This window comes from Rossellomorea yichunensis, assembly GCF_032337515.1.
Classification (GTDB): domain Bacteria; phylum Bacillota; class Bacilli; order Bacillales; family Bacillaceae_B; genus Rossellomorea; species Rossellomorea yichunensis.
The window spans coordinates 293,847-314,127 of sequence record NZ_JAVYAD010000005.1 but is presented as its reverse complement, the minus strand read 5'-3'; the positions used below and the strand labels follow the sequence as shown (position 1 = coordinate 314,127).

Sequence of the window (20,281 nt, the reverse complement as noted above, 5' to 3'; positions counted from 1 at the left end):
CGTCCCTCCAATAAGGAGGACATCATGGTGAGAAGGGCAGAGATTGTGCGAAAGACGAATGAGACGGATATTCGTTTGAATTTTGGAATCGATGGAGAGGGGAACTCTAAAGTAGAGACAGGGGTCCCATTCATGAGTCATATGCTGGATTTGTTCATAAAACATGGACAATTTGATTGTACGATCGAGGCCAATGGCGATATTGAAGTGGATGACCATCACACCACTGAAGATATCGGCATTTGCTTGGGACAGGCGTTACTTGAGTCACTGGGAGACAAAAAAGGGATCAAGCGTTACGGCTCAGCCATGGTTCCCATGGATGAGGCCCTTGCCCAAGTCGTGGTGGACCTGAGTAATCGTCCTCACCTCGAGTTCCGTGCAGAACTTCCAAGTCAGAAAGTCGGGACCTTCGATACGGAACTGATTCATGAATTCCTTTGGAAGCTTGCTCTTGAAGCACGGATGAATCTTCATGTCATCGTTCATTATGGCCACAATACCCACCATATCATTGAAGCGATCTTTAAAGCACTGGGACGTGCCCTGGATGAAGCAAGCACGATCGATCCCCGGGTAAAAGGGGTTCCGTCAACGAAGGGAATGTTATAATTCATGATCGGTATTGTAGATTATGGGATGGGGAATCTGTTCAGCGTCAGTAAAGCACTCGAACGGTTGAACGTTCCTTATTTTATCAGTGATCAACAAGAGAAATTACTGAACGCAGATGGGTTGATATTGCCCGGAGTGGGAGCATTTAAAGATGCTATGAACCTTCTCGAAACCACTCATTTAAAAGAAACCATCCTTACTTTTGCCCAAAGTGGAAAGCCGCTCTTAGGCATTTGTTTGGGCATGCAGCTCCTTTTTGAAGAAAGTAAAGAGAATGGGTCAACAAAAGGATTGGCTCTTCTACCAGGTGAGGTGCTTCACATCCCGAAAGAGGACAGCCAAGGAAACTCATTCAAAGTCCCTCACATGGGGTGGAATCTTCTGCGTTACCAAAAGAAATCCCCTCTTTTAGAAGGGTTATCAGAAGGTTATGTGTATTTCGTTCACTCCTATTATGTACACGAAGGATCCAAGGACGTGATAGCAGCAAGTGCTGACTATGCAGGAGTTGAAATCCCTGCCGTCGTGAGTCGGGGAAATATATACGGAATGCAGTTTCATCCTGAAAAAAGCGGAGACCTTGGAATGAAACTGTTAGAAAACTTTACAAAACGAGTGAAGGAGGCGGTCTCGTGAGTTTTACGATTTATCCAGCCATCGATATGAGGGGCGGAAAGTGCGTTCGCCTTGTTCAAGGTGACTATAATCAAGAAACGGTTTATGGAGACTCTCCGTTTGATATGGCGAAGAAATTCGCCGATGAAGGGGCCGAGTGGATTCACATGGTAGATCTTGATGGGGCAAAGGAAGGCTCCCGAATCAATGATGAATTCGTGATCGCCGTTGCAGAAAAGCTGGATGCCAAGGTACAGATTGGTGGAGGTATCCGCTCCAAAGAGGATATCGAGCACTATTTAAGCCGGGGAGTCGACCGTGTCATCATAGGCAGTATCGCGGTTTCCAATACTGAATTAGTAAAGGAATGGCTGGCGGAATATGGTGATAAGATTGCCATCGGACTCGATGCAAAGGATGGCTATGTGGCCACTCATGGCTGGTTGGAAACTTCCTCCCTTAGAGCGGTGGATCTTGGAAGAGAATTGGCTGAAGCCGGCGCGGAGACGTTCATTTTCACCGATATTGCCACAGACGGAATGCTATCTGGTCCCAATGTTGAAGCGGTTGTGGATCTTGCCAAACAAACGGGGAAATCAGTGATTGCGTCTGGAGGCATTAGCTCACTTGAAGATCTGAAGAAATTAAAGCAATACGAAAACCAAGGCGTCTCCGGTGCGATTTGCGGAAAATCACTTTATACAGGAAAGTTCACGGTGGGCGAGGCAATAAACGAGGTGAAGACATGTTAACGAAACGGATTGTTCCGTGTCTGGACGTGAAGGATGGACGAGTGGTAAAAGGCATCCAATTTGTGGAGCTGAGAGATGCGGGAGACCCTGTTGAGCTTGCTAAAGTGTACGACGAGCAAGGTGCCGATGAACTCGTCTTCCTGGATATTTCAGCCTCACATGAAGGTCGGAAAACGATGGTGGAAGTCGTTCAGCATGTAGCTGCGGAATTGGCGATACCTTTTACAGTAGGTGGGGGGATTAACTCAGTAGAAGATATGAAAGCCATCCTTCGCGCAGGAGCTGACAAGGTTTCTCTTAACACAGCAGCCGTCCTGCGTCCTGGTCTTGTCCGTGAAGGAGCAGATTACTTTGGATCTCAATGTATCGTAGTGGCCATCGATGCCAAATTTGATGAAGAGAGCAAAGGTTGGAAAGTTTATACCCATGGAGGCAGAAAGCTGAAAGATCTGGATGCCGTTGAATGGGCGAAGAAAGTAGAATCACTCGGTGCGGGAGAAATCTTGTTAACGAGCATGGATAGCGATGGAGAGAAGCAGGGGTTCAATCTGGCACTGACGAAGGCAGTCAGCGAAGCGGTTTCGATTCCGGTGATTGCTTCAGGCGGTGCAGGAAATGCCGGGCACTTCAAAGAAGTATTCACCGAAGGCAAAGCGGATGCGGCCCTTGCAGCCTCCATCTTTCACTATAAAGAAACGAGCGTTGAAGAAGTAAAGAGCTACTTAAGAGAGCAGGAGGTGCATGTACGATGACAAATGAAAATTGGATCGCATCCGTGAAGTATGATGATAAAGGATTGGTACCTGCCATCATCCAGGACGCTTCTACAAAAGAAGTTTTAACACTGGCGTACATGAATGAAACGTCTCTCAAGAAAACGGTTGAGACAGGAGAAACGTGGTTTTACTCCCGTTCACGCCGGGAGCTGTGGCATAAAGGTGGGACAAGCGGGAACACCCAAATCGTCAAAAACATCACGTGGGATTGTGATAAAGATGCCATCCTTGTCCTCGTCGAAAAAAAAGGTCCTGCCTGTCATAAAGGGGAAGAAAGCTGCTTCCATGAAGGAGTGTATGGTGAGGAGAAATCATCAACAGAAAATATCCTTCTCACTCTGGAGAAACTCATTGAAAACCGTGAAATCGAGAGGCCGGAAGGAGCGTACACTACCTACCTCTTTGAAGAAGGTGTAGATAAAATCCTTAAAAAAGTAGGCGAAGAAGCGTCAGAAGTAATCATCGCTGCGAAAAACAGGGACAGTGAGGAACTGAAATGGGAAGTCGCCGACCTGTTCTACCATGTCCTCGTCCTTTTAAGAGAACAAAAACTTCCACTCCAGGATGTGTTAGAAGTCCTTGTGGAACGTCATAATAAATAACTCCCTGAGGGACGGACCTTCGCGCACGCGCAAAGGTCCGTCCCTCAAAATATGGTAGTTTAGTACAGGGGTTTTGTATGATATACTACTGTAGTTATACTATGAACGTTTCGGAGGACTTTGATGAGAAAAGGGTCAAAATTAGTTAGTGAGCAAGCGAAAGTGTTGTCTTTTGTCCCGACTGGCGAGTATTACTACAACAAAGGGATGAAGGCTTATCAACGTAGAGAGCTTAAGAAATCGTTAAAATATTTAAATAGAGCATTTCAATTAGAACCAGTAGAACCGATGATTGCCTGTCAATTATCGATTGTGTATACAGAGCTTGGTGAATACAAGCGTTCCAATGATTTATTGCATCAAATTTTGGATGATCTGGATCCCCGTATGGCAGAGTGTCATTATTTTCTGGCCAACAATTATGCTCATTTAGGCTTATTTAAAGAGGCGTACGAACAGGTTTCAGCTTATCTTGACAAAGAAGAATATGGTGAATTCGTTGAGGATGCAGAAGACTTAATAGAGCTTCTGGAGCTTGATTCCGATCTGATTGTGGACGATTTATACGAGCATGATGAGCTTATCGTCCAACAGGAGAAAGCAAGAGATCTTCTTGAGTCCGGGCATTTTCAGAAAGCCGTGGAAACTTTACAGAAGGTAATTGAAGATTATCCGGAATTCTGGTCAGCTTACAATAATTTAGCACTTGCCTACTTCTACTTAGGAGAAGTGGACCAAGCAGCTGCTACGTTGGAAGAGGTACTGGAGAAGAATCCTGGAAATCTTCATGCCTTGTGCAATATGGCTGTTTTTTATTTCTATCAGAAGCGTCATGACGAGCTGGACGAATTGATCCAGGGTCTTGAGAAGGTCCGTCCCTTACTTCATGAGCATCGTTACAAGCTGGGGGCTACGTTTGCGCTTGTTGGTCATTCGAAGCGGGCTTATGATTGGTTGAAGTCCCTTCAGAAGATTGGCTTCGAGGGCGATGCGAGCTTCTATTATTGGCTGTCGTATTCTGCTTATGAAACGGGTCATGAGGATACAGCCCGTAATGCGTGGAAGAGGGTATTGGAAATCAACCCTGAAAAAGAAGGACTCGAACCTTGGAACGATAAAAAGCAGGATGAGGGATTCGAAAATCACGTCACATCGATATTGAAGAAACTTCAAAGTGAATATACGGAAGAGAAATTATTCGGTCTGTTTCTTACGTCTATTTCGGATAATCAGAGAGCAATCCTAACTCATGCTGACTTCTGTGATGTGGAGGACCTGTCCATTGTCGAAAAGGTTTATTTAGCACAAGTGTTAAACAGCAACGGAAACAGCTCGATTAAAGTGAACCAGGAGATTCAGAATATGCATCAAGTGGCTCTGCACCTTTATGGGGATCATCGACCGATCACAAGCGTGGAGTCCGGATTGTTCCTTACTTGGTTTACGATCGCATACAGAGGCATAAAAGAACGGGAAACCTTCAAGAATGCCAAAGCTTTTGCAGCGGCAACAGAATTCGTATGGAATCGGCTGCGAAATGAAAAGGTCACGAAGAAGCAGCTTTGTGATCGATTCAATTTATCTGCAAGTACGCTGACAAAATATATCTCAGTCGTTGAAAGTTACCTTCCGTGAGCATATTTTTGGACGATGTGACCTTGTTTTTTATAGGATAGGTGTAGGAAGTTAATACTATGGGTGGAAGGCTCAAGCACCATTACTACCTCTAACCATAGTATTTTAATAAGGATTATGCTTACGACTGTTTCGGAAGGAGAATGTCATCATGTCTGAAGAAAAAATTTATGATGTAATCATTGCAGGTGCAGGCCCTGCAGGAATGACTGCAGCTGTTTATACGTCACGTGCAAGTCTTTCAACGCTTATGCTTGAAAGAGGAGTACCGGGCGGACAAATGGCGAATACGGAAGAAGTGGAGAACTACCCGGGCTTCGACCATATTCTGGGACCTGATCTTTCTAATAAAATGTTCGATCATGCGAAGAAATTCGGTGCGGAATACGCATACGGAGACATTAAAGAGATCGTTGATGGAGAAGAGTTTAAAATTGTCAAAACCGGTTCAAAAGAATTCAAAGCCCGTGCCGTGATCATCACAACGGGTGCAGAGTACAAAAAAATCGGTGTACCTGGTGAAAAAGAGCTTGGCGGACGCGGAGTTTCTTACTGTGCAGTATGTGACGGAGCATTCTTTAAAGGAAAAGACCTTGTTGTTGTAGGTGGAGGAGACTCTGCTGTAGAAGAAGGGGTTTACCTGACAAGATTCGCTAACAAAGTAACGATCGTTCACCGTCGCGATGAGCTTCGTGCTCAAAAGATCCTGCAACAGCGTGCCTTTGATAACGAAAAAGTTGATTTCATCTGGAACCATACGGTGAAAGAAATCAACGACAAAGATGGCAAAGTGGGAAGTGTGACGCTTGTATCCACTGAAAATGGAGAAGAAACTGATTTCCAGGCTGATGGTGTCTTCATCTACATCGGAATGCTTCCACTAACGAAGCCATTTGCTAACCTTGGAATCATCAACTCTGAAGGCTATATTGAAACTAACGAACAAATGGAAACAAAGGTTCCAGGAATCTTTGCTGCCGGTGATGTCCGCGAAAAACAACTTCGCCAAATCGTTACAGCAACAGGTGACGGCAGTATCGCCGCTCAAACGGCTCAGCATTATATTGAAGAGCTGAAAGAGAAGGTCAAAAACGGTTAATGTAAGAAAGCCTTACGAAAGGAGATTTCCTTCGTAAGGCTTTTTTTTGATGAATTCAACTTTTCTTATGCTTATTAAACACATACACCAACTCGGACAGCGTCAGCTTCTTCAACCCCTCATCACATGGCTTGTAAACACCAGCTTCTACTAACCGACGAATAAACTGCTGCCTCTGCTTTTCAACGGCTTCACGTAAAAATGGCATCCGGGTTCACTCCTTTTGGATTGTTATCCATAGTGTAGGGGGATTTTGAATATAAATCTTCTAGTTTGTTAAGTTTTCTACCAATTTAGAATTCTTTGTCAGATTTTCTAACATATTAGTCCAAATCCGTTAGAGGGACATGTATAATCAATATATTCCCTGCTTAGGAGGATGAGGAGAACGTGGATAATGAACCTTCCTATAAGGATAAAAAAGTGATATCAATTGGTGTCGTCAGTGAATTGACCGGATTAACCGAGAGAAAGATCCGCTATTACGAAGAGAAGAATCTGATCTTTCCACAGCGTTCCAATCGGGGATATCGCAAATACTCCTTTTCCGACGTGGAACGATTAATGGACATCGCCGACCAGCGAGAAGAAGGGGTCACCACGAAAGAAATCAAACATGAACTATCCAGAAAAGAGAGAAAAGAAGCGAAGCAGAAAATGATAAGAGGTCAGCTCAATGCGCGGTTCGGGGTTCAGAAGAAGTAAGGGGGCCGGACCTCTGAAGTGGATATCGTTCGTTTTTGACGGGGCATGTGTGCGTAGGGTATTTGATGCTTTTTTGTGCTGAAAAAAGTAAAACGGCTGGATTTTTCCTGATTTCGGCCGGATTAATCCCAGAAACGGCTGGATTATTATCGAATTCGGCTCCATTATCATCAAAGGCGGCCGGATTTTTTCAACTGAACCTCTATAAATACCCTATACCGCATAAAAACTGCTGCCCATCAAGGGATATTCCGTGAATGCCATGTCACCAATCAACGCGATTCATGTTATGTGCAATCAGATTCATACAATAGCAATCTACAACTCCTATCCAGAAAAGCCTGCGCCTCTCTATGCTATTTAAAAAGAAACGAAGAACGATTCGATTGGATGACAACTTCCAAAAATAAACAGGATTACAACCCTCTAAAAAGGGAATAACCAACATTATGAAAGTCATCCTAGTTTATTTCGGAAGGTCGGATCATGAATGAAAATATGGAAAATCGTTTCTTTAATAGCACTGTTTGCCCTTATCCCCATCGTGTATTTTAGTTTTTTTGCTGATGAGACCAAGTCATCATCTAAGAAACGGGTGATCGCATTGGGAGATTCCCTCACCTATGGATATGGTGATAAAAAAGAAGCGGGCTATATCGGTCGTTTAGAAGAGAAAGTAAATAAAGAGCATACAAAGAAATCATATAGCTTTCAAAACCTCGGAGTACCGGGACAGCAATCTGATCAACTCTTGGGACAGATTGTGAAACCAGAGGTAGCAGAAGATTTAAGTGAAGCAGATGTGTTTATTATAAACATCGGGACCAATGATTTGATTAAAAACAATGGGGGAGATTTATTTCCTCTACATCATGATGAGATTGTTGATGCCAAAAAGGATTATCTCGACCATTTGGATAAAATCTTAAACATCGTTGGTACCGCCAATAAAGAAGCCGACATCATCGTGTTAGGTTTGTACAATCCTTATCCAGATAAAGATAGTGATAAAATTGAGGCATACGTGGACGATTGGAATGAATCCATGATGAAAGAAGCCGAAAAACACAAGAACGTAAAGTACGTTTCAACCAATCCGTTGTTTAAAGGGAAGTCCAAGGAAAACTATTTCCATGATTCTCTTCATCCAAATGGTAAAGGATACGAATTACTCGCAGACCAAATCATGAAACACTATGAATTTTAACACTGAGATGACATTGTTCAACACAATCTGTGAAGTTTTGCAAATCCGTCGTGATACTTTAACAATTCCGTAATACCGTTTTAAATCTGTTGTAACACTAGTGAAACAATTTTCGGGTAATATAAATAATAAGAAATTGACCCCCTTTTAAGTAATAAATCCCGTAGACGACACAGGACTCGCCTGTGTCTATTTTTTTTGCTTTTTTTCCTGTTATAGTGCCGCACATATATCTGTACCAATCCTCTTCTTGTAGAAACATGTCCCAATATCTTTCGATTTCAATCGACAACCTTCAAACAACAAGCCAAGACATTGTAGCTTGTCTTCAATCATAGTATAATATAAGGAATGAGAATGACTGAAAGTGGGACTAATGTATTCATTGGCTCCCTAATCATCAAGATCGAGGTGAAGGCAGTGCAACGTGTCACAAATTGTTTATATCTGGATGGAGACAAGGTGCTCCTTCTCCAAAAGCCAAGAAGGAATTGGTGGGTCGCTCCAGGTGGGAAAATGGAGTCCGGCGAATCAATCCGGGATGCTGTCATTCGTGAGTATCGTGAGGAAACGGGCATCTATTTAAAGAATCCTGATTTGAAAGGTGTCTTTACGTTCATTATTAAAGAAGGCGATCAGATTAAATCGGAGTGGATGATGTTTTCTTTCTTTGCAACCGAAGCGGATGGGGTCAACCTTCAGGAATCGGAAGAAGGTAAGATTAAATGGCATCCGATCGAGGATATTAAGGACCTTCCGATGGCTGAAGGAGATTATCATATTCTGGACTACCTCTTGCACGGAAAGAATACGATTTATGGAACGTTTACCTATACTCCTGATTTCAAGTTATTGTCTTATCGATTAGATCCAAGTTGATCAACAAACTTTTCATATACAACATTACGAATAAAAGCGGGGGAAGAGTATGAGTACAGGTTCTACAAACGATGTTCAATTAGTAATCATAACAGGGATGTCCGGAGCCGGTAAGACGGTTGCCATTCAGAGCTTCGAGGATTTGGGATTCTTCTGTGTGGACAATCTGCCGCCGACTCTTCTGCCAAAGTTTTTGGAACTGATGAAAGAGTCCGGTAATAAAATGAATAAGGTCGCCCTTGTGATGGACCTTAGGGGAAGGGAATTCTTTGATCATCTATTTAAAGCATTGGATGAATTAGCGGAAACCTCCTGGGTGACACCGCAGGTTTTATATCTTGATGCAGATGATTCCTCACTTGTCAGACGATACAAGGAAACGCGCCGTTCTCATCCGCTCGCGCCTTCAGGTCTGCCTCTTGAAGGGATTCGTCAGGAGAGAGAGCTCCTTGAAGAACTAAAAGGACGTGCGCAGTTAATATATACAACTTCAACCATGAAGCCAAGAGAGCTTCGGGAAAAGATTCTAACGGAATTCTCGGTGAACAAGAAGACGATTTTCACGGTGAATGTCGTGTCTTTCGGTTTCAAGCATGGTATCCCGATCGATGCTGATTTGGTGTTTGATGTACGCTTTCTTCCAAATCCTCACTATATCGATCATATGAGACCAAAAACGGGATTGGATGAAGAAGTGTCCACCTACGTATTGAAATGGAATGAAACGAATAAATTCATCGAGAAAGTAACCGATTTATTGTCGTTCATGCTTCCTCAATACAAGCGGGAGGGAAAGAGCCAGCTTGTGGTAGCGATAGGATGCACTGGGGGGCAGCATCGATCGGTTGCGTTGGCAGAGTATCTGGGCCATTATTTTGAAAAAGACTATCAAACGAAAATTTCTCATCGGGATATTCAGAAGAGAAAGGGTCTAACAACATGACACATACACCCAAGGTCGTCGTGATCGGAGGAGGCACGGGATTACCTGTCCTTCTTCGGGGTTTGAAACGGCACCCTATTGATATATCGGCCATTGTCACTGTCGCTGATGATGGTGGCAGTTCCGGTCGTTTACGTGACAGCCTGGATATTCCTCCCCCGGGAGATATACGGAATGTCCTGGCTGCTCTTTCAGAAGTGGAGCCACTGGTGGAACAAATGTTTCAGCATCGATTTGAAACAACGAATGAACTTTCCGGTCATGCGTTAGGAAACTTGATCATTGCAGCCCTTGCTTCCATTACAGGTGATTTTGTCCATGCGATTCAGGAAATGAGCAGGGTATTGAACGTGAAGGGGAAGGTGCTGCCTTCAGCAAATCAAAGCGTCATCTTAAAGGCGGAGATGGAGGATGGAACGATTGTGACGGGAGAATCGACCATTCCGAAAGCCGGGAAGAAGATCAAAAGGGTCTTCTTAAAGCCGGATAGCATCAAGCCGCTTGGTGAAACCTTGCGGGCCATAAAGGAAGCCGACTTAATTGTGATGGGTCCGGGAAGCCTATATACTAGTATTTTACCGAATCTTCTTGTTCCGGGTATTGGCGATGCAGTATGCAGGGCGAAAGCGAAGAAAATGTATATTTGCAACATCATGACCCAGGCAGGGGAAACATTGGATTATTCAGCAAGTGACCATGTTAAGGCATTATACGATCACTTGGAAACGCCAAGTATTGATTATATCCTGGTCAACAAAAAGCAGGTACCCGATGAGGTGCAGGCCCGATATAATGAAGAACAAGCGAGTCCCGTCCACTTTGATGTGGATAAATTGAAATCCATGGGCTTAGAAGTGATTGCAGAAGAGATTCTCTCCTATGACAACCATCTTGTTCGTCATAACACGGAGAAGGTCGCTGATATCATATATTCTTATCTTAAAAAATCAACCAGCTAAACTACAAAAATTTCTTTTGTATAAGGTTGTGCAAGCGTTTGCTAGGAGGTGATGGGGATGTCGTTTGCGTCCGAAACAAAAAAAGAACTGACCAATATTGAAGTGAAAGATTGCTGCGCAAATGCAGAATTATCCGCATTGATTCGAATGAATGGTTCGTTGTCATTCTCAAATCAAATGCTCGTCGTCAATATTCAAACCGAAAACGCCGCCATTGCCAGAAGAATCTATACATTGATCAAAAAAGGGTACGACACCCCGGTAGAGCTTCTGGTTCGAAAAAAGATGCGGCTGAAGAAAAACAATGTCTACATTGTACGAATCAAAGAAGATACAAAGAAGATTCTTGAAGAACTGAAAATCCTGGGTGAAAATTTCACCTTTATCCATAATATATCGGAAGACTTGATCAAAAAGAAATGCTGCAGACGTTCATATTTGAGGGGAGCGTTCCTTGCAGGCGGGTCGGTTAACAACCCGGAAACCTCATCGTATCATTTAGAAATCTTTTCTCTTTATTCTGAACACAACGATGCGTTGTCCGAGCTGATGAATTCCTTCGGGTTGAATAGTAAAACCCTTGAACGAAAAAAAGGTTTCATTACGTATTTGAAGGAAGCAGAGAAAATCACGGAGTTCCTGAATATCATCGGTGCTCACAATGCCCTGCTGCGATTTGAGGATGTACGGATTGTCAGGGATATGAGAAATTCCGTTAACCGCCTTGTGAACTGTGAGACGGCTAACCTGAATAAAACCATCGGTGCGGCTTTAAGACAAGTCGAAAACATTAAGTTTATTGAAAGACATGTAGGCTTACAGATATTACCCGATAAACTAAGGGAGATAGCAGAATTACGGGTGAATTATCAAGATGTCACGTTGAAAGAACTAGGGGAAATGGTGTCAGGCGGCACCATCAGTAAATCAGGGATTAATCACCGCTTACGTAAAATTGACCAGCTTGCTGAGAAACTCAGAGCGGGAGAAAAGATTCAAACCTAAATAAGGAAAAAGGGGAGAGAAATGATTATGGTGGAAAAACAAGTAGAAGTGAAATTGAAGACAGGTCTTCAAGCACGACCGGCTGCATTATTCGTACAGGAGGCGAACCGCTTCTCATCTGAAATCTTCTTGGAAAAGGATGGGAAGAAGGTGAATGCGAAAAGCATCATGGGCTTGATGAGTTTAGCTATTTCGACGGGTACTTCCATTACGTTGGTAGCGGACGGAAGCGACGAAGAAGAAGCACTCGTTGCCCTCGAAGGATTCGTCCAAAAAGAAGCATAAGATCAACTTCATACCTTTGAAAAGCTGATGACCGGGGAGTGGTCATCAGCTTTTTTTGTTCTTTTTTCCGAGGAAGGATCAACTACTCCTTTAGAACTCTTTTCCATATATTTCACATTGAGGATGGATGTCTGCCCGCTTTTTTGTTACATTGTACTTTTCAGGATACTGTAAAAAGAAATAGCAAAAAAGACATATAATATTTCCAATCCCCACCTATTAAACCAGAGAATGCGGGAGTATAATAAAATGAGTTTGGAATAAATTCACTACATCAAATTATTTTATATAAAAGCTCATTTCGTGTAAATATTTTAGTTTTGTATAAAATTGCCAAAAGTGAATTTCTTTTTTAGATAAGTAGTAGTGTGAAAACGTGGGCCGTTCCTTTCCGCTCCAGGCACTTGCTTTCCGCGGGGAGGAAGTCGAGCCTCCTCGACGTTCCGTCTGTGGGGTCTCGACTTTTCCTCTATCTCCCGCAGGAGTCAAGTGCCTTCCGCTACAATCCACTCTGTGCTATTACATTCTGACTGCTATAAGTATGGATACAAAAACGAAAAAATACTCCTATCGTAAATAGGTTGTGCATTTATTTCCAAAATAGACAATCCACAAAGGAGTAAAAGAAAATTTAATATTAACTCATAGATCGGTGGATCATCTAACACAAATTTTCTTATTGATGGTGAGGGGAACTGCGTAGACTCCTGCGGAAGTACGGTCGTGCCGAGACCCCGGAAGCGAAGCTGAGGAGGCTCGGCCGAACGTCCGCGGAAAGCGGAGCAGTTCCCCTCACCATCAAGCACACGCTTGTTGACGGTGCTCCTAGCTGATCTTATGTTACAAAACAATATTTTTTGCAAATAGACCCTTATTAATTATAGAAGTTTACGATAAAGGAAGACGATGCCGAATGGAAAAATACACAAAGCATTTCTTTAATAATATTCGAAAAAAAATAGAAGAATGGGAGGCAGCAGAAGCCATCCCACATGAAGAAGTTTACCGGTTCATCCATTCCATGGCGGGCTCTGCCTCGATTCTTGGATTACATAAAATGGGGGAATGTGCCCGGGAATTGATGGATCAGTACAAAGAAAAAGAAGAGCGGTCGTGGACGATTGCAGAAGTGAAGGAAGAGCTCTTCGACATTATCCAATTCTGTTATCACTATGAGGAGGAATCCGTTGAGGTATTCCCCGGCAAACAAAGTCGAACAGGGGAAGAGCCTGTCGTGCTTATAATCGATGATGATACATCCTTCCTCATGTATATGAAAGAAGAGCTGGAGAAAGTCGGATGGTATGTGGTTCCGATTGCCAACCCGGAAAAGGCAATCATGTCTTATTACGATGTAAGGCCGGACTGTGCCATTATCGATATCTATATGAACGGGACAAATGGATTTGAGGTGCTGGATTTTTTCAAGAAGAAGTTAAAGCAGCAGTTTATTCCAACGGTCATGGTGAGCGTGGACGATAGCAAGGAAGTCCGAATGAAGTGCTATCAGATGGGAGCAGATGATTTCATCCCTAAGCCTTTCGATCTGGATGAGTTTATTGTGCGTGTGGAAAGACAGATGGAGCGAAAGAAGCAGATGGAAGAGCTCGTGTTGATCGATGAATTGACGCTTGTTTATAATCGCAAATATTTGAGTCAGGCGTATGCCCAGGTTCAGAGTGACTGGTCTCGTACTGGTGATTCATATTGTGTGGCCGTTCTCGATATTGATCATTTTAAAGGTGTGAATGACCGGTACGGACATCTTGTAGGGGATGTGGTGCTGAAGGAGTTTGCTTCACAATTAAAGTTCAAAACCAGAATTCAGGACATCGTTTTTCGCTTTGGAGGTGAAGAATTTGTCATTCTATTCCCTAATACATCCCTAAAAGAAGCCTGCTCGTTTGTAGATGAAATACGTGAAGGGTTCAGCGAGTATGTGTTTGGGATGGATCCGTCCTTCTCCTGCACATTTTCCGCGGGGGTGGCAGAAATTTCAGATCCGATGAAACCGTTTGATACGTGGCTGAAGCTTGCAGACAATGCACTTTATGAAGCGAAAAGCAGTGGCAGGAACCTTGTGAAAATGGACAGTAAAGCAAGTGAACATACTCCTCATAAACGTATTAAAATCGCCATTGTAGATGATGATCCCATCATAAGGACAGTGATGAAGGATATTGTATCGAAGTTGCCTTCTGAACAGCATATTCAGTACGATATCCAGACATTTAAAGATGGAGCGGCATTTATAGGGTCGGACTGGCATAGGGAAGATCCTTGTCTTGTGATTTTGGACGGGGTCATGCCGAAGATGGATGGCCTGGAAGTACTGGAGCAGCTCCGTAAGATGAGTGATTCAGATCGTTACAAAGTGTTGATGCTTACTTCAAGGAAGAGTGAAAGGGACATCTCGAGATCACTCCAGCTTGGTGCGGATGATTATATGACGAAACCTTTTAAACTACTCGAACTTGAGGCACGTTTAGGACAAATGCTGAAAAGGATGAGGTAGATCAGTGTTCTCGCAAGAGCTTTTTTATTTTTTTGTTGTGTTAGTCGGTTTGCTGGTGGTGTTAACAGGGGTGTGCCTGTACTTGTTGATAAAGAAGATAATAGACAATAAGAATCGGGCGCATATTGAGCAGTATAAAGAAGAATATCAGCTAGCCCTCTTCCAATTTCTACATGAAGGTGTCAAGAGTGAATGTTTGAATGATCGTTCCCCCTTGAAGATCAGGGCATTAGTGGAATTACTGGCCGGCTTTTCAAAAATGTTTGCCTCTGATGACATTCAAGAACGATTACAAGGGTTTGCAGAAGAACGCTTTCAAACGTTTATCCTTTCTCAGCTTAGACACAGCAGATGGAGTATCAGGATGAATGCCCTCTATTGGATACAGGATTTTAAGATGAAGAGTATGAAAGAACCGTTGACGGAGCTTCACGCTTCAAAAAATGTAAGCAAGGCAGAAGAAATCCAACTTTTGAAGATAGCTGCGCTGTTTGAGGAGGAAAATCTGGTTTCAATATTAATAGAACCGAAGCATGAACTGACGGAGTTTGAATACAGTCTTTTGCTTCACACGTTAAGGAAAGAGCAGTTCGGGCCATTGGTTCATGTTTTTGAAGAACTTCCTGAGGTGATGAGGTTTGCCCTTATCGATTCGATCGGGGCAAGGAACAGAATGGAGCACGTACCTTTCCTTCAAAGACTATTGGAAGACGGCTCCACAGAACTAAAGGTCCGCGCTTTGAAGGCAGTGGTAGGCATGGAGTTTTATCTTGATGTTGAGAGACTATCAGTTCACCTGCGTGCAGATTCATGGCAGGAGCGGCTGATGGCCATTAAGGCGTGTGAGTACATCCGTTCGAAGCAATTGACTCCTTACTTAACGGAGCTTATGAGTGACCCGTCCTTTTACGTTCGTTCTCAAGCGGCTCAATCACTTTTGCGTCTGGAAAACGGAGAAGGTGCGTTAAGGGAAATAGCTGTTCATGCAGAAGATGAATATGCCAGGGATATGGCAGAACAGTGGTTGGAAAGGGGGACGGTTACATGAGTGTAACAGCAGAGTGGGGAAGTATCCTGATGTCTATTGGATGGTTTGTTCTAATTTATATGATTCTTGTCATCTCTTTTTATACGATTCTCCTCGTAATTTCCCTTTTTCAATTAAGGAAAACCTATGGACTGGATGATTGGGAGCCGTACGAAGAGCTCTTACACCTCCATCAAACGAAGCCGGTTTCCATACTGGTCCCTGCTTACAATGAATCAGTCGGCATTATGGCCACAGTGAGGTCATTGCTCAGTATTGAATACCCTGAATACGAAATCATTATCATAAACGATGGTTCAACGGATGATTCCATGGGAAAACTCGTGGAGTCCTTTCAATTGGTGAAGATCAAATGGGTGATTCGGGAGCAGCTGGATACACAGCCGGTTAAGGGTGTTTACCAATCCAGACTGTACAAGAATCTATTGGTGATCGATAAGGAAAACGGGGGCAAGGCGGATGCTTTGAATGCCGGAATCAATGTATCAAATTATCCTTATTTCTGTTCAATAGATGGAGACTCGGTTCTGGAGCGGACGGCCTTCCTGAAAGTGATGAAACCGATCGTCGAGTCCGACGGTGAGGTCATTGCATCCGGGGGAAGTATCCGAATCGCCAACGGATGCGAAATAGAAAGCGGGGAAATTGTGAAGGTTGGTCTGTCCAGGTCGCCTCTTGTGGTCATGCAGGTAATAGAGTACTTAAGGGCATTTCTTATGGGAAGAATCGGCTTAAGCCGGCACAACCTTCTTCTGATCGTATCAGGTGCTTTCGGGGTGTTCTCGAAACGCTGGGTCGTGGACGCGGGAGGGTACTCCCACACAGTAGGGGAAGATATGGAACTCGTCGTCAGGCTCCACCGGTATGTGAAGGAACAGAAAGCAGATAAAAGAATCGTGTATGTACCTGATCCTGTTAGCTGGACGGAAGCACCGGAATCTCTGAAATACTTACGCCGTCAACGAAGCAGGTGGCATCGAGGATTGTTTGAAAGCCTTTGGATTCATCGGCGCCTTCTATTCAACCCCAAGTACGGTTCGATCGGGATGGTTTCCATGCCATATTTTTTGATCATAGAATTTTTTGGCCCGGTTGTAGAATTGATGGGGTATGTGATTATGATTCTATCCCTATTTCTTGGCGGGGTTTATCTGGAATTTGCCATTCTATTATTCTTCCTCTCTATCCTGTATGGATCGATCCTCTCCATGGCAGCCGTACTCTTGGAAGAATGGTCCGTCAGAAAGTATCCGAAAGCATCCGACATCGGGAGGCTTTTCGCCTATTCGTTAACCGAGACATTATGGTACCGACCGTTAACCGTTTTATGGCGTTGTGAAGGAATTCTCGACGTGATCCGCAAAAAAAGGGGCTGGGGAGAAATGGCCAGAAAAGGAGTGTCAAAATGACGAAGCTGAAATCCTATTCGTTTCTCTTGTTCATCATTAGCATTGTCCTCATTGTTTCTGCTCCTTTTTGGCTATGGCAAATAAAGAAAGAGCAGAACCTGGATTTGCTCATCATCGATAAAACGGTACCCGATACTACTTACCGGGAACATAAAGGGCTAATGTGGCTTTTGAATCAACAGAAATATGTTCAGTCAGACGGGAATTCGTATGATCTTCAAAAGGACTATATTGGATTCGTACCGAAAGACAATCAAACCTATGACATTAAAAATATACCCTCCTCCTATGAAAAATACGATGCAGTTTACATAGCAGACACGTATGGAGTGTATGAAGAGGAATTCCATCATAAGAATGTATCGGGGCAGCGCTCCTCAAAGCTATATGGAGGCTTGACCGACAATGATATGGACGCATTAAAAGACATGGCGATGAACGACGGGAAAACGTTGATTGCCGAGTTCAATTCCATGGCACAGCCTACCACTGAAGAAACGAGGAAGAAATTCTATTCCCTGTTCAACCTGGAGTGGTCGGGCTGGATCGGAAGATATTTTTCCGAGTTGGAAAATAGTGAAGTACCCCAATGGGTCCGGGACAATTATGAAAATCAATATGATGAGTCGTATCATTTCACAGGTCCGGGATACGTGCTCGTGGACGAAAATGATCAACTGGTCATTTTAGATAAGGAAGACATCGGGAAAAAAGGTGTGGTCTTTTCAACGACCGAACGAGGTGAAGACTTCATTGGGGAAGAAATCAATGTCCCATATTCGTACTGGTTTGACATCGTAGAAGCGATCGATCCTGATGAGGTGATGGCGAACTACACATTGTCTTTATCCAAAAGCGGGGAAGGCATCCTTAAAGCATTGAATCTTCCCGTAACGTTCCCTGCCGTCATTCATGGTGAGAACCGGCAATACGACACCTACTATTTCAGTGGGGATTATGCGGATCAGGCTGATGTGCCCAATCTCTATCAAACCGTCGGATTTTCAACATGGAGAAAATGGACGGAATCATCCAGTCCGGATAACATGTCTCAATTTTATTGGAAGGCATACAGTCTGATGATGAAGGAGATTCTTGAGAGAATTCAAAATAGGAAGGACAATAATGTGCCCGAAACCATTCCTGTCACCTCGGAAAATGGTCTGAAGCTTGCAGGAAAAGTTGGATCCGACTACATTCAAGTCAATCAGGATGGAAAATGGGAAGACCTCCTCCTCAAGGGGGTCAATATGGGAATCGCAAAGCCTGGTTCATTCCCGGGCGAAACAGCGATTTCGAAAGAGGAATACTTGAGATGGTTCAAACAAATCGGTGCCATGAATGCCAACTCGCTCCGGATTTACACCATTCATCCGCCTGCCTTTTATGAAGCCTTTTATGAGTACAATCAAATGGCGGAAAAACCACTGTACTTATTTCATGGAGTATGGGTAAATGAAGAAATCTTCCTGAAGTCAGAGGATGCTTTCGCAAAGGAAAACACCGTTGAATTTTCGGAAGAAATCAAGAAAACCATCGATCTTGTTCATGGAAACGCAGAGATTCCAGAGCGGAAAGGACATGCTTCCGGTTCTTACACATACGATATATCTCCATACGTCCTTGGGTGGATATTCGGAGTGGAGTGGGACCCGGAAGTTGTGTCAGCTACAAATGAAAAACATAAAGGTCTCCAGGACTTCGAGGGAGAATTCATTGAAACAGAAGGTGCCCAGCCTTTTGAAATATGGCTGACAGCAAGAATGAATGAAGGAATCGCTTATGAAACCGATACGTATCAATGGCAAAGGCCCGTAAGCTTTACCAATTGGGTCACTACCGATTTGTTGGATCATCCAAGCGAACCCTTGGAGAAAGAAGATATGGTTTCCGTGAATCCGAACGTCATGAAAGGAACCGGTCGATTACACACCGGCCTGTTCGCTTCCTATCACATATATCCTTACTATCCGGATTTCTTAAATTATGAACCCAAGTATATCAATTATATCGATCATCGCGGGCAAAAGAACAACTATGCCGGCTACTTGAATGATATGAAGAAAGCCCACTCCATGCCGTTAGTAGTAGCAGAATTCGGTGTACCGGGATCCCGCGGACTCACTCACCGGAACGTCTATGGGATGGACCAGGGCCATCATTCAGAGAAAGAACAGGGTGATATCGACCGCCGGTTATTCGAGGATATCGTAGAAGAGAAAATGGCAGGTGGAATGTTGTTCGCATGGCAGGATGAGTGGTTCAAACGGACTTGGAATACGATGGACTATGACAATCCTGACAGACGACCTTTCTGGCAGAATGCCCAAACCAATGAGCAGCAGTTCGGAATGCTGAGCTTTGATCCCGGGATTGACAAGACCTGGATGATTCACGTGGACGGGAGACCTGATGATTGGACCTTTAACAGGATAGAGCCTGCTTTTGACAAGGATGGGCACAGCATGTATGTAACAAGCGACGAGCGTTATGTATATGTTCGGGTTGATTCAGATATCATTTCCGAGGATAAAGAAACCTATCTTCTATTCGATACAATCAAGGGGCAGGGGCAATCGACTATCTTGGAGGAAAGCGGTGTCACCACATCAGGTGTTGACTTTGTCCTTCAGATTCAAGGTAAGAAGGAAGCCCGCCTGTGGGTTGACAGCTATTATGATACATTCAACTATCACTACGGTCATGATCTTAATATGATTGATGAGGAAGCTTATGCGAAGCAGAAAAACAATGGTTTCTATCATCCGATTCGATTGACATTGAACAAATCGTTGGACGTCCAAGGGAAAAACATCCCTTTCCAATCCTATGAAACAGGAACCCTTCAGATCGGAACATCCAATCCCGGTGACCCGGAATATAACTCGTTAACCGATATCAGTGTCAACTCATCGGGTAACCGCTACGAAATCCGAATACCATGGCAGCTGTTAAACATGAAGGATCCCAGCCTTAAAGAAGCGATGGGAGACATTTGGTCGGATGAAGGATTGGATAGTACAACGACCATAGAATCCATTCATATCGGGTTATATGAAAAGGATGGAGAAAAAATCTTCTCCTTTCCGAAGCAAACGAAAGACGGGATGATCGATTCCAAGCAATTTTATCCTTACTCCTGGAACCCTTGGGATCAACCCTCCTCACATGAACGGTTGAAACAGTCCTACTATGAAATGAAAGAAGCTTTTGAAAAAGAAGGAGAATAAAA

Annotated in this window: 19 protein-coding genes; 18 read left to right on the top strand and 1 reads right to left on the bottom strand. The window is 43.7% G+C overall.

Going from position 1 to position 20,281, the window contains the following annotated elements; genetic code table 11:
* Nucleotides 1-24: 24 nt before the first annotated feature.
* The 7 genes from hisB (at nt 25) to trxB (ending at nt 6,094) form a co-directional block, all read left to right on the top strand.
* Nucleotides 25-612, top strand: coding sequence for an imidazoleglycerol-phosphate dehydratase HisB (gene hisB, locus RSX31_RS15460; RefSeq protein WP_148995377.1), 588 nt, complete (start codon nt 25-27; stop codon nt 610-612).
* A 3-nt stretch (nt 613-615) separates the two neighbouring features.
* On the top strand, nt 616-1,251 hold the full coding sequence (gene hisH / locus RSX31_RS15455) for an imidazole glycerol phosphate synthase subunit HisH (protein ID WP_148995376.1): 636 nt from the start codon (nt 616-618) through the stop codon (nt 1,249-1,251).
* Complete coding sequence (gene hisA / locus RSX31_RS15450) at nt 1,248-1,982, top strand: 1-(5-phosphoribosyl)-5-[(5-phosphoribosylamino)methylideneamino]imidazole-4-carboxamide isomerase (protein ID WP_315635104.1); 735 nt, start codon at nt 1,248-1,250, stop codon at nt 1,980-1,982. Before hisH ends, hisA begins: the two co-directional genes overlap by 4 nt.
* On the top strand, nt 1,976-2,734 hold the full coding sequence (hisF, locus tag RSX31_RS15445; protein ID WP_148995374.1) for an imidazole glycerol phosphate synthase subunit HisF: 759 nt from the start codon (nt 1,976-1,978) through the stop codon (nt 2,732-2,734). Before hisA ends, hisF begins: the two co-directional genes overlap by 7 nt.
* Nucleotides 2,731-3,360, top strand: a complete 630-nt coding sequence (gene hisIE / locus RSX31_RS15440) for a bifunctional phosphoribosyl-AMP cyclohydrolase/phosphoribosyl-ATP diphosphatase HisIE (protein WP_315635103.1) — start codon at nt 2,731-2,733, stop codon at nt 3,358-3,360. The genes hisF and hisIE overlap by 4 nt, the downstream gene beginning before the upstream one ends.
* A gap of 123 nt (nt 3,361-3,483) precedes the next feature.
* Complete coding sequence (locus RSX31_RS15435; protein ID WP_315635102.1) at nt 3,484-4,995, top strand: tetratricopeptide repeat protein; 1,512 nt, start codon at nt 3,484-3,486, stop codon at nt 4,993-4,995.
* A 151-nt stretch (nt 4,996-5,146) separates the two neighbouring features.
* A complete protein-coding gene (trxB, locus tag RSX31_RS15430; protein ID WP_148995371.1) occupies nt 5,147-6,094 on the top strand; it encodes a thioredoxin-disulfide reductase in 948 nt (315 codons plus the stop codon).
* A gap of 55 nt (nt 6,095-6,149) precedes the next feature.
* On the opposite strand, the gene RSX31_RS15425 is transcribed toward trxB, so the two are convergent.
* Nucleotides 6,150-6,302, bottom strand: coding sequence for a Fur-regulated basic protein FbpA (locus RSX31_RS15425; RefSeq protein WP_148995370.1), 153 nt, complete (start codon nt 6,300-6,302; stop codon nt 6,150-6,152).
* Nucleotides 6,303-6,484: 182 nt separating this feature from the next.
* Here RSX31_RS15425 and RSX31_RS15420 point away from each other — a divergent pair, with 182 nt between their 5' ends.
* From RSX31_RS15420 to RSX31_RS15370, 11 genes are all read left to right on the top strand, one after another.
* A complete protein-coding gene (locus RSX31_RS15420; protein WP_148995369.1) occupies nt 6,485-6,799 on the top strand; it encodes a MerR family transcriptional regulator in 315 nt (104 codons plus the stop codon).
* 490 nt (nt 6,800-7,289) lie between these two features.
* Nucleotides 7,290-8,006 (top strand): GDSL-type esterase/lipase family protein, encoded by a 717-nt coding sequence (locus tag RSX31_RS15415; protein ID WP_315635101.1) that lies wholly within the window; start codon nt 7,290-7,292, stop codon nt 8,004-8,006.
* 420 nt (nt 8,007-8,426) lie between these two features.
* Nucleotides 8,427-8,885: an 8-oxo-dGTP diphosphatase gene (locus RSX31_RS15410; protein WP_113970858.1), complete on the top strand. Its 459-nt coding sequence runs from the start codon at nt 8,427-8,429 to the stop codon at nt 8,883-8,885.
* Nucleotides 8,886-8,934: 49 nt separating this feature from the next.
* Nucleotides 8,935-9,828 (top strand): RNase adapter RapZ, encoded by an 894-nt coding sequence (rapZ, locus tag RSX31_RS15405; RefSeq protein ID WP_315635099.1) that lies wholly within the window; start codon nt 8,935-8,937, stop codon nt 9,826-9,828.
* Nucleotides 9,825-10,787 carry a gluconeogenesis factor YvcK family protein gene (locus tag RSX31_RS15400; protein ID WP_148995367.1) on the top strand — a complete coding sequence of 321 codons (963 nt, stop codon included), beginning with the start codon at nt 9,825-9,827 and terminating at the stop codon, nt 10,785-10,787. The genes rapZ and RSX31_RS15400 overlap by 4 nt, the downstream gene beginning before the upstream one ends.
* A gap of 57 nt (nt 10,788-10,844) precedes the next feature.
* Nucleotides 10,845-11,792: a DNA-binding protein WhiA gene (gene whiA / locus RSX31_RS15395; protein ID WP_148995366.1), complete on the top strand. Its 948-nt coding sequence runs from the start codon at nt 10,845-10,847 to the stop codon at nt 11,790-11,792.
* Between the two features lie 27 nt (nt 11,793-11,819).
* The gene (locus RSX31_RS15390) at nt 11,820-12,077 is read left to right on the top strand and encodes an HPr family phosphocarrier protein (protein ID WP_148970361.1); all 258 of its coding nucleotides are present in this window, start codon (nt 11,820-11,822) and stop codon (nt 12,075-12,077) included.
* Between the two features lie 913 nt (nt 12,078-12,990).
* Nucleotides 12,991-14,592, top strand: a complete 1,602-nt coding sequence (locus RSX31_RS15385; RefSeq protein ID WP_315635098.1) for a diguanylate cyclase — start codon at nt 12,991-12,993, stop codon at nt 14,590-14,592.
* Between the two features lie 4 nt (nt 14,593-14,596).
* The gene (locus RSX31_RS15380; protein ID WP_315635097.1) at nt 14,597-15,640 is read left to right on the top strand and encodes a HEAT repeat domain-containing protein; all 1,044 of its coding nucleotides are present in this window, start codon (nt 14,597-14,599) and stop codon (nt 15,638-15,640) included.
* Nucleotides 15,637-17,049: a glycosyltransferase family 2 protein gene (locus RSX31_RS15375; RefSeq protein WP_315635096.1), complete on the top strand. Its 1,413-nt coding sequence runs from the start codon at nt 15,637-15,639 to the stop codon at nt 17,047-17,049. Before RSX31_RS15380 ends, RSX31_RS15375 begins: the two co-directional genes overlap by 4 nt.
* Nucleotides 17,046-20,279 carry a hypothetical protein gene (locus RSX31_RS15370; protein ID WP_315635095.1) on the top strand — a complete coding sequence of 1,078 codons (3,234 nt, stop codon included), beginning with the start codon at nt 17,046-17,048 and terminating at the stop codon, nt 20,277-20,279. Before RSX31_RS15375 ends, RSX31_RS15370 begins: the two co-directional genes overlap by 4 nt.
* The last annotated feature ends 2 nt before the right edge of the window (nt 20,280-20,281 follow it).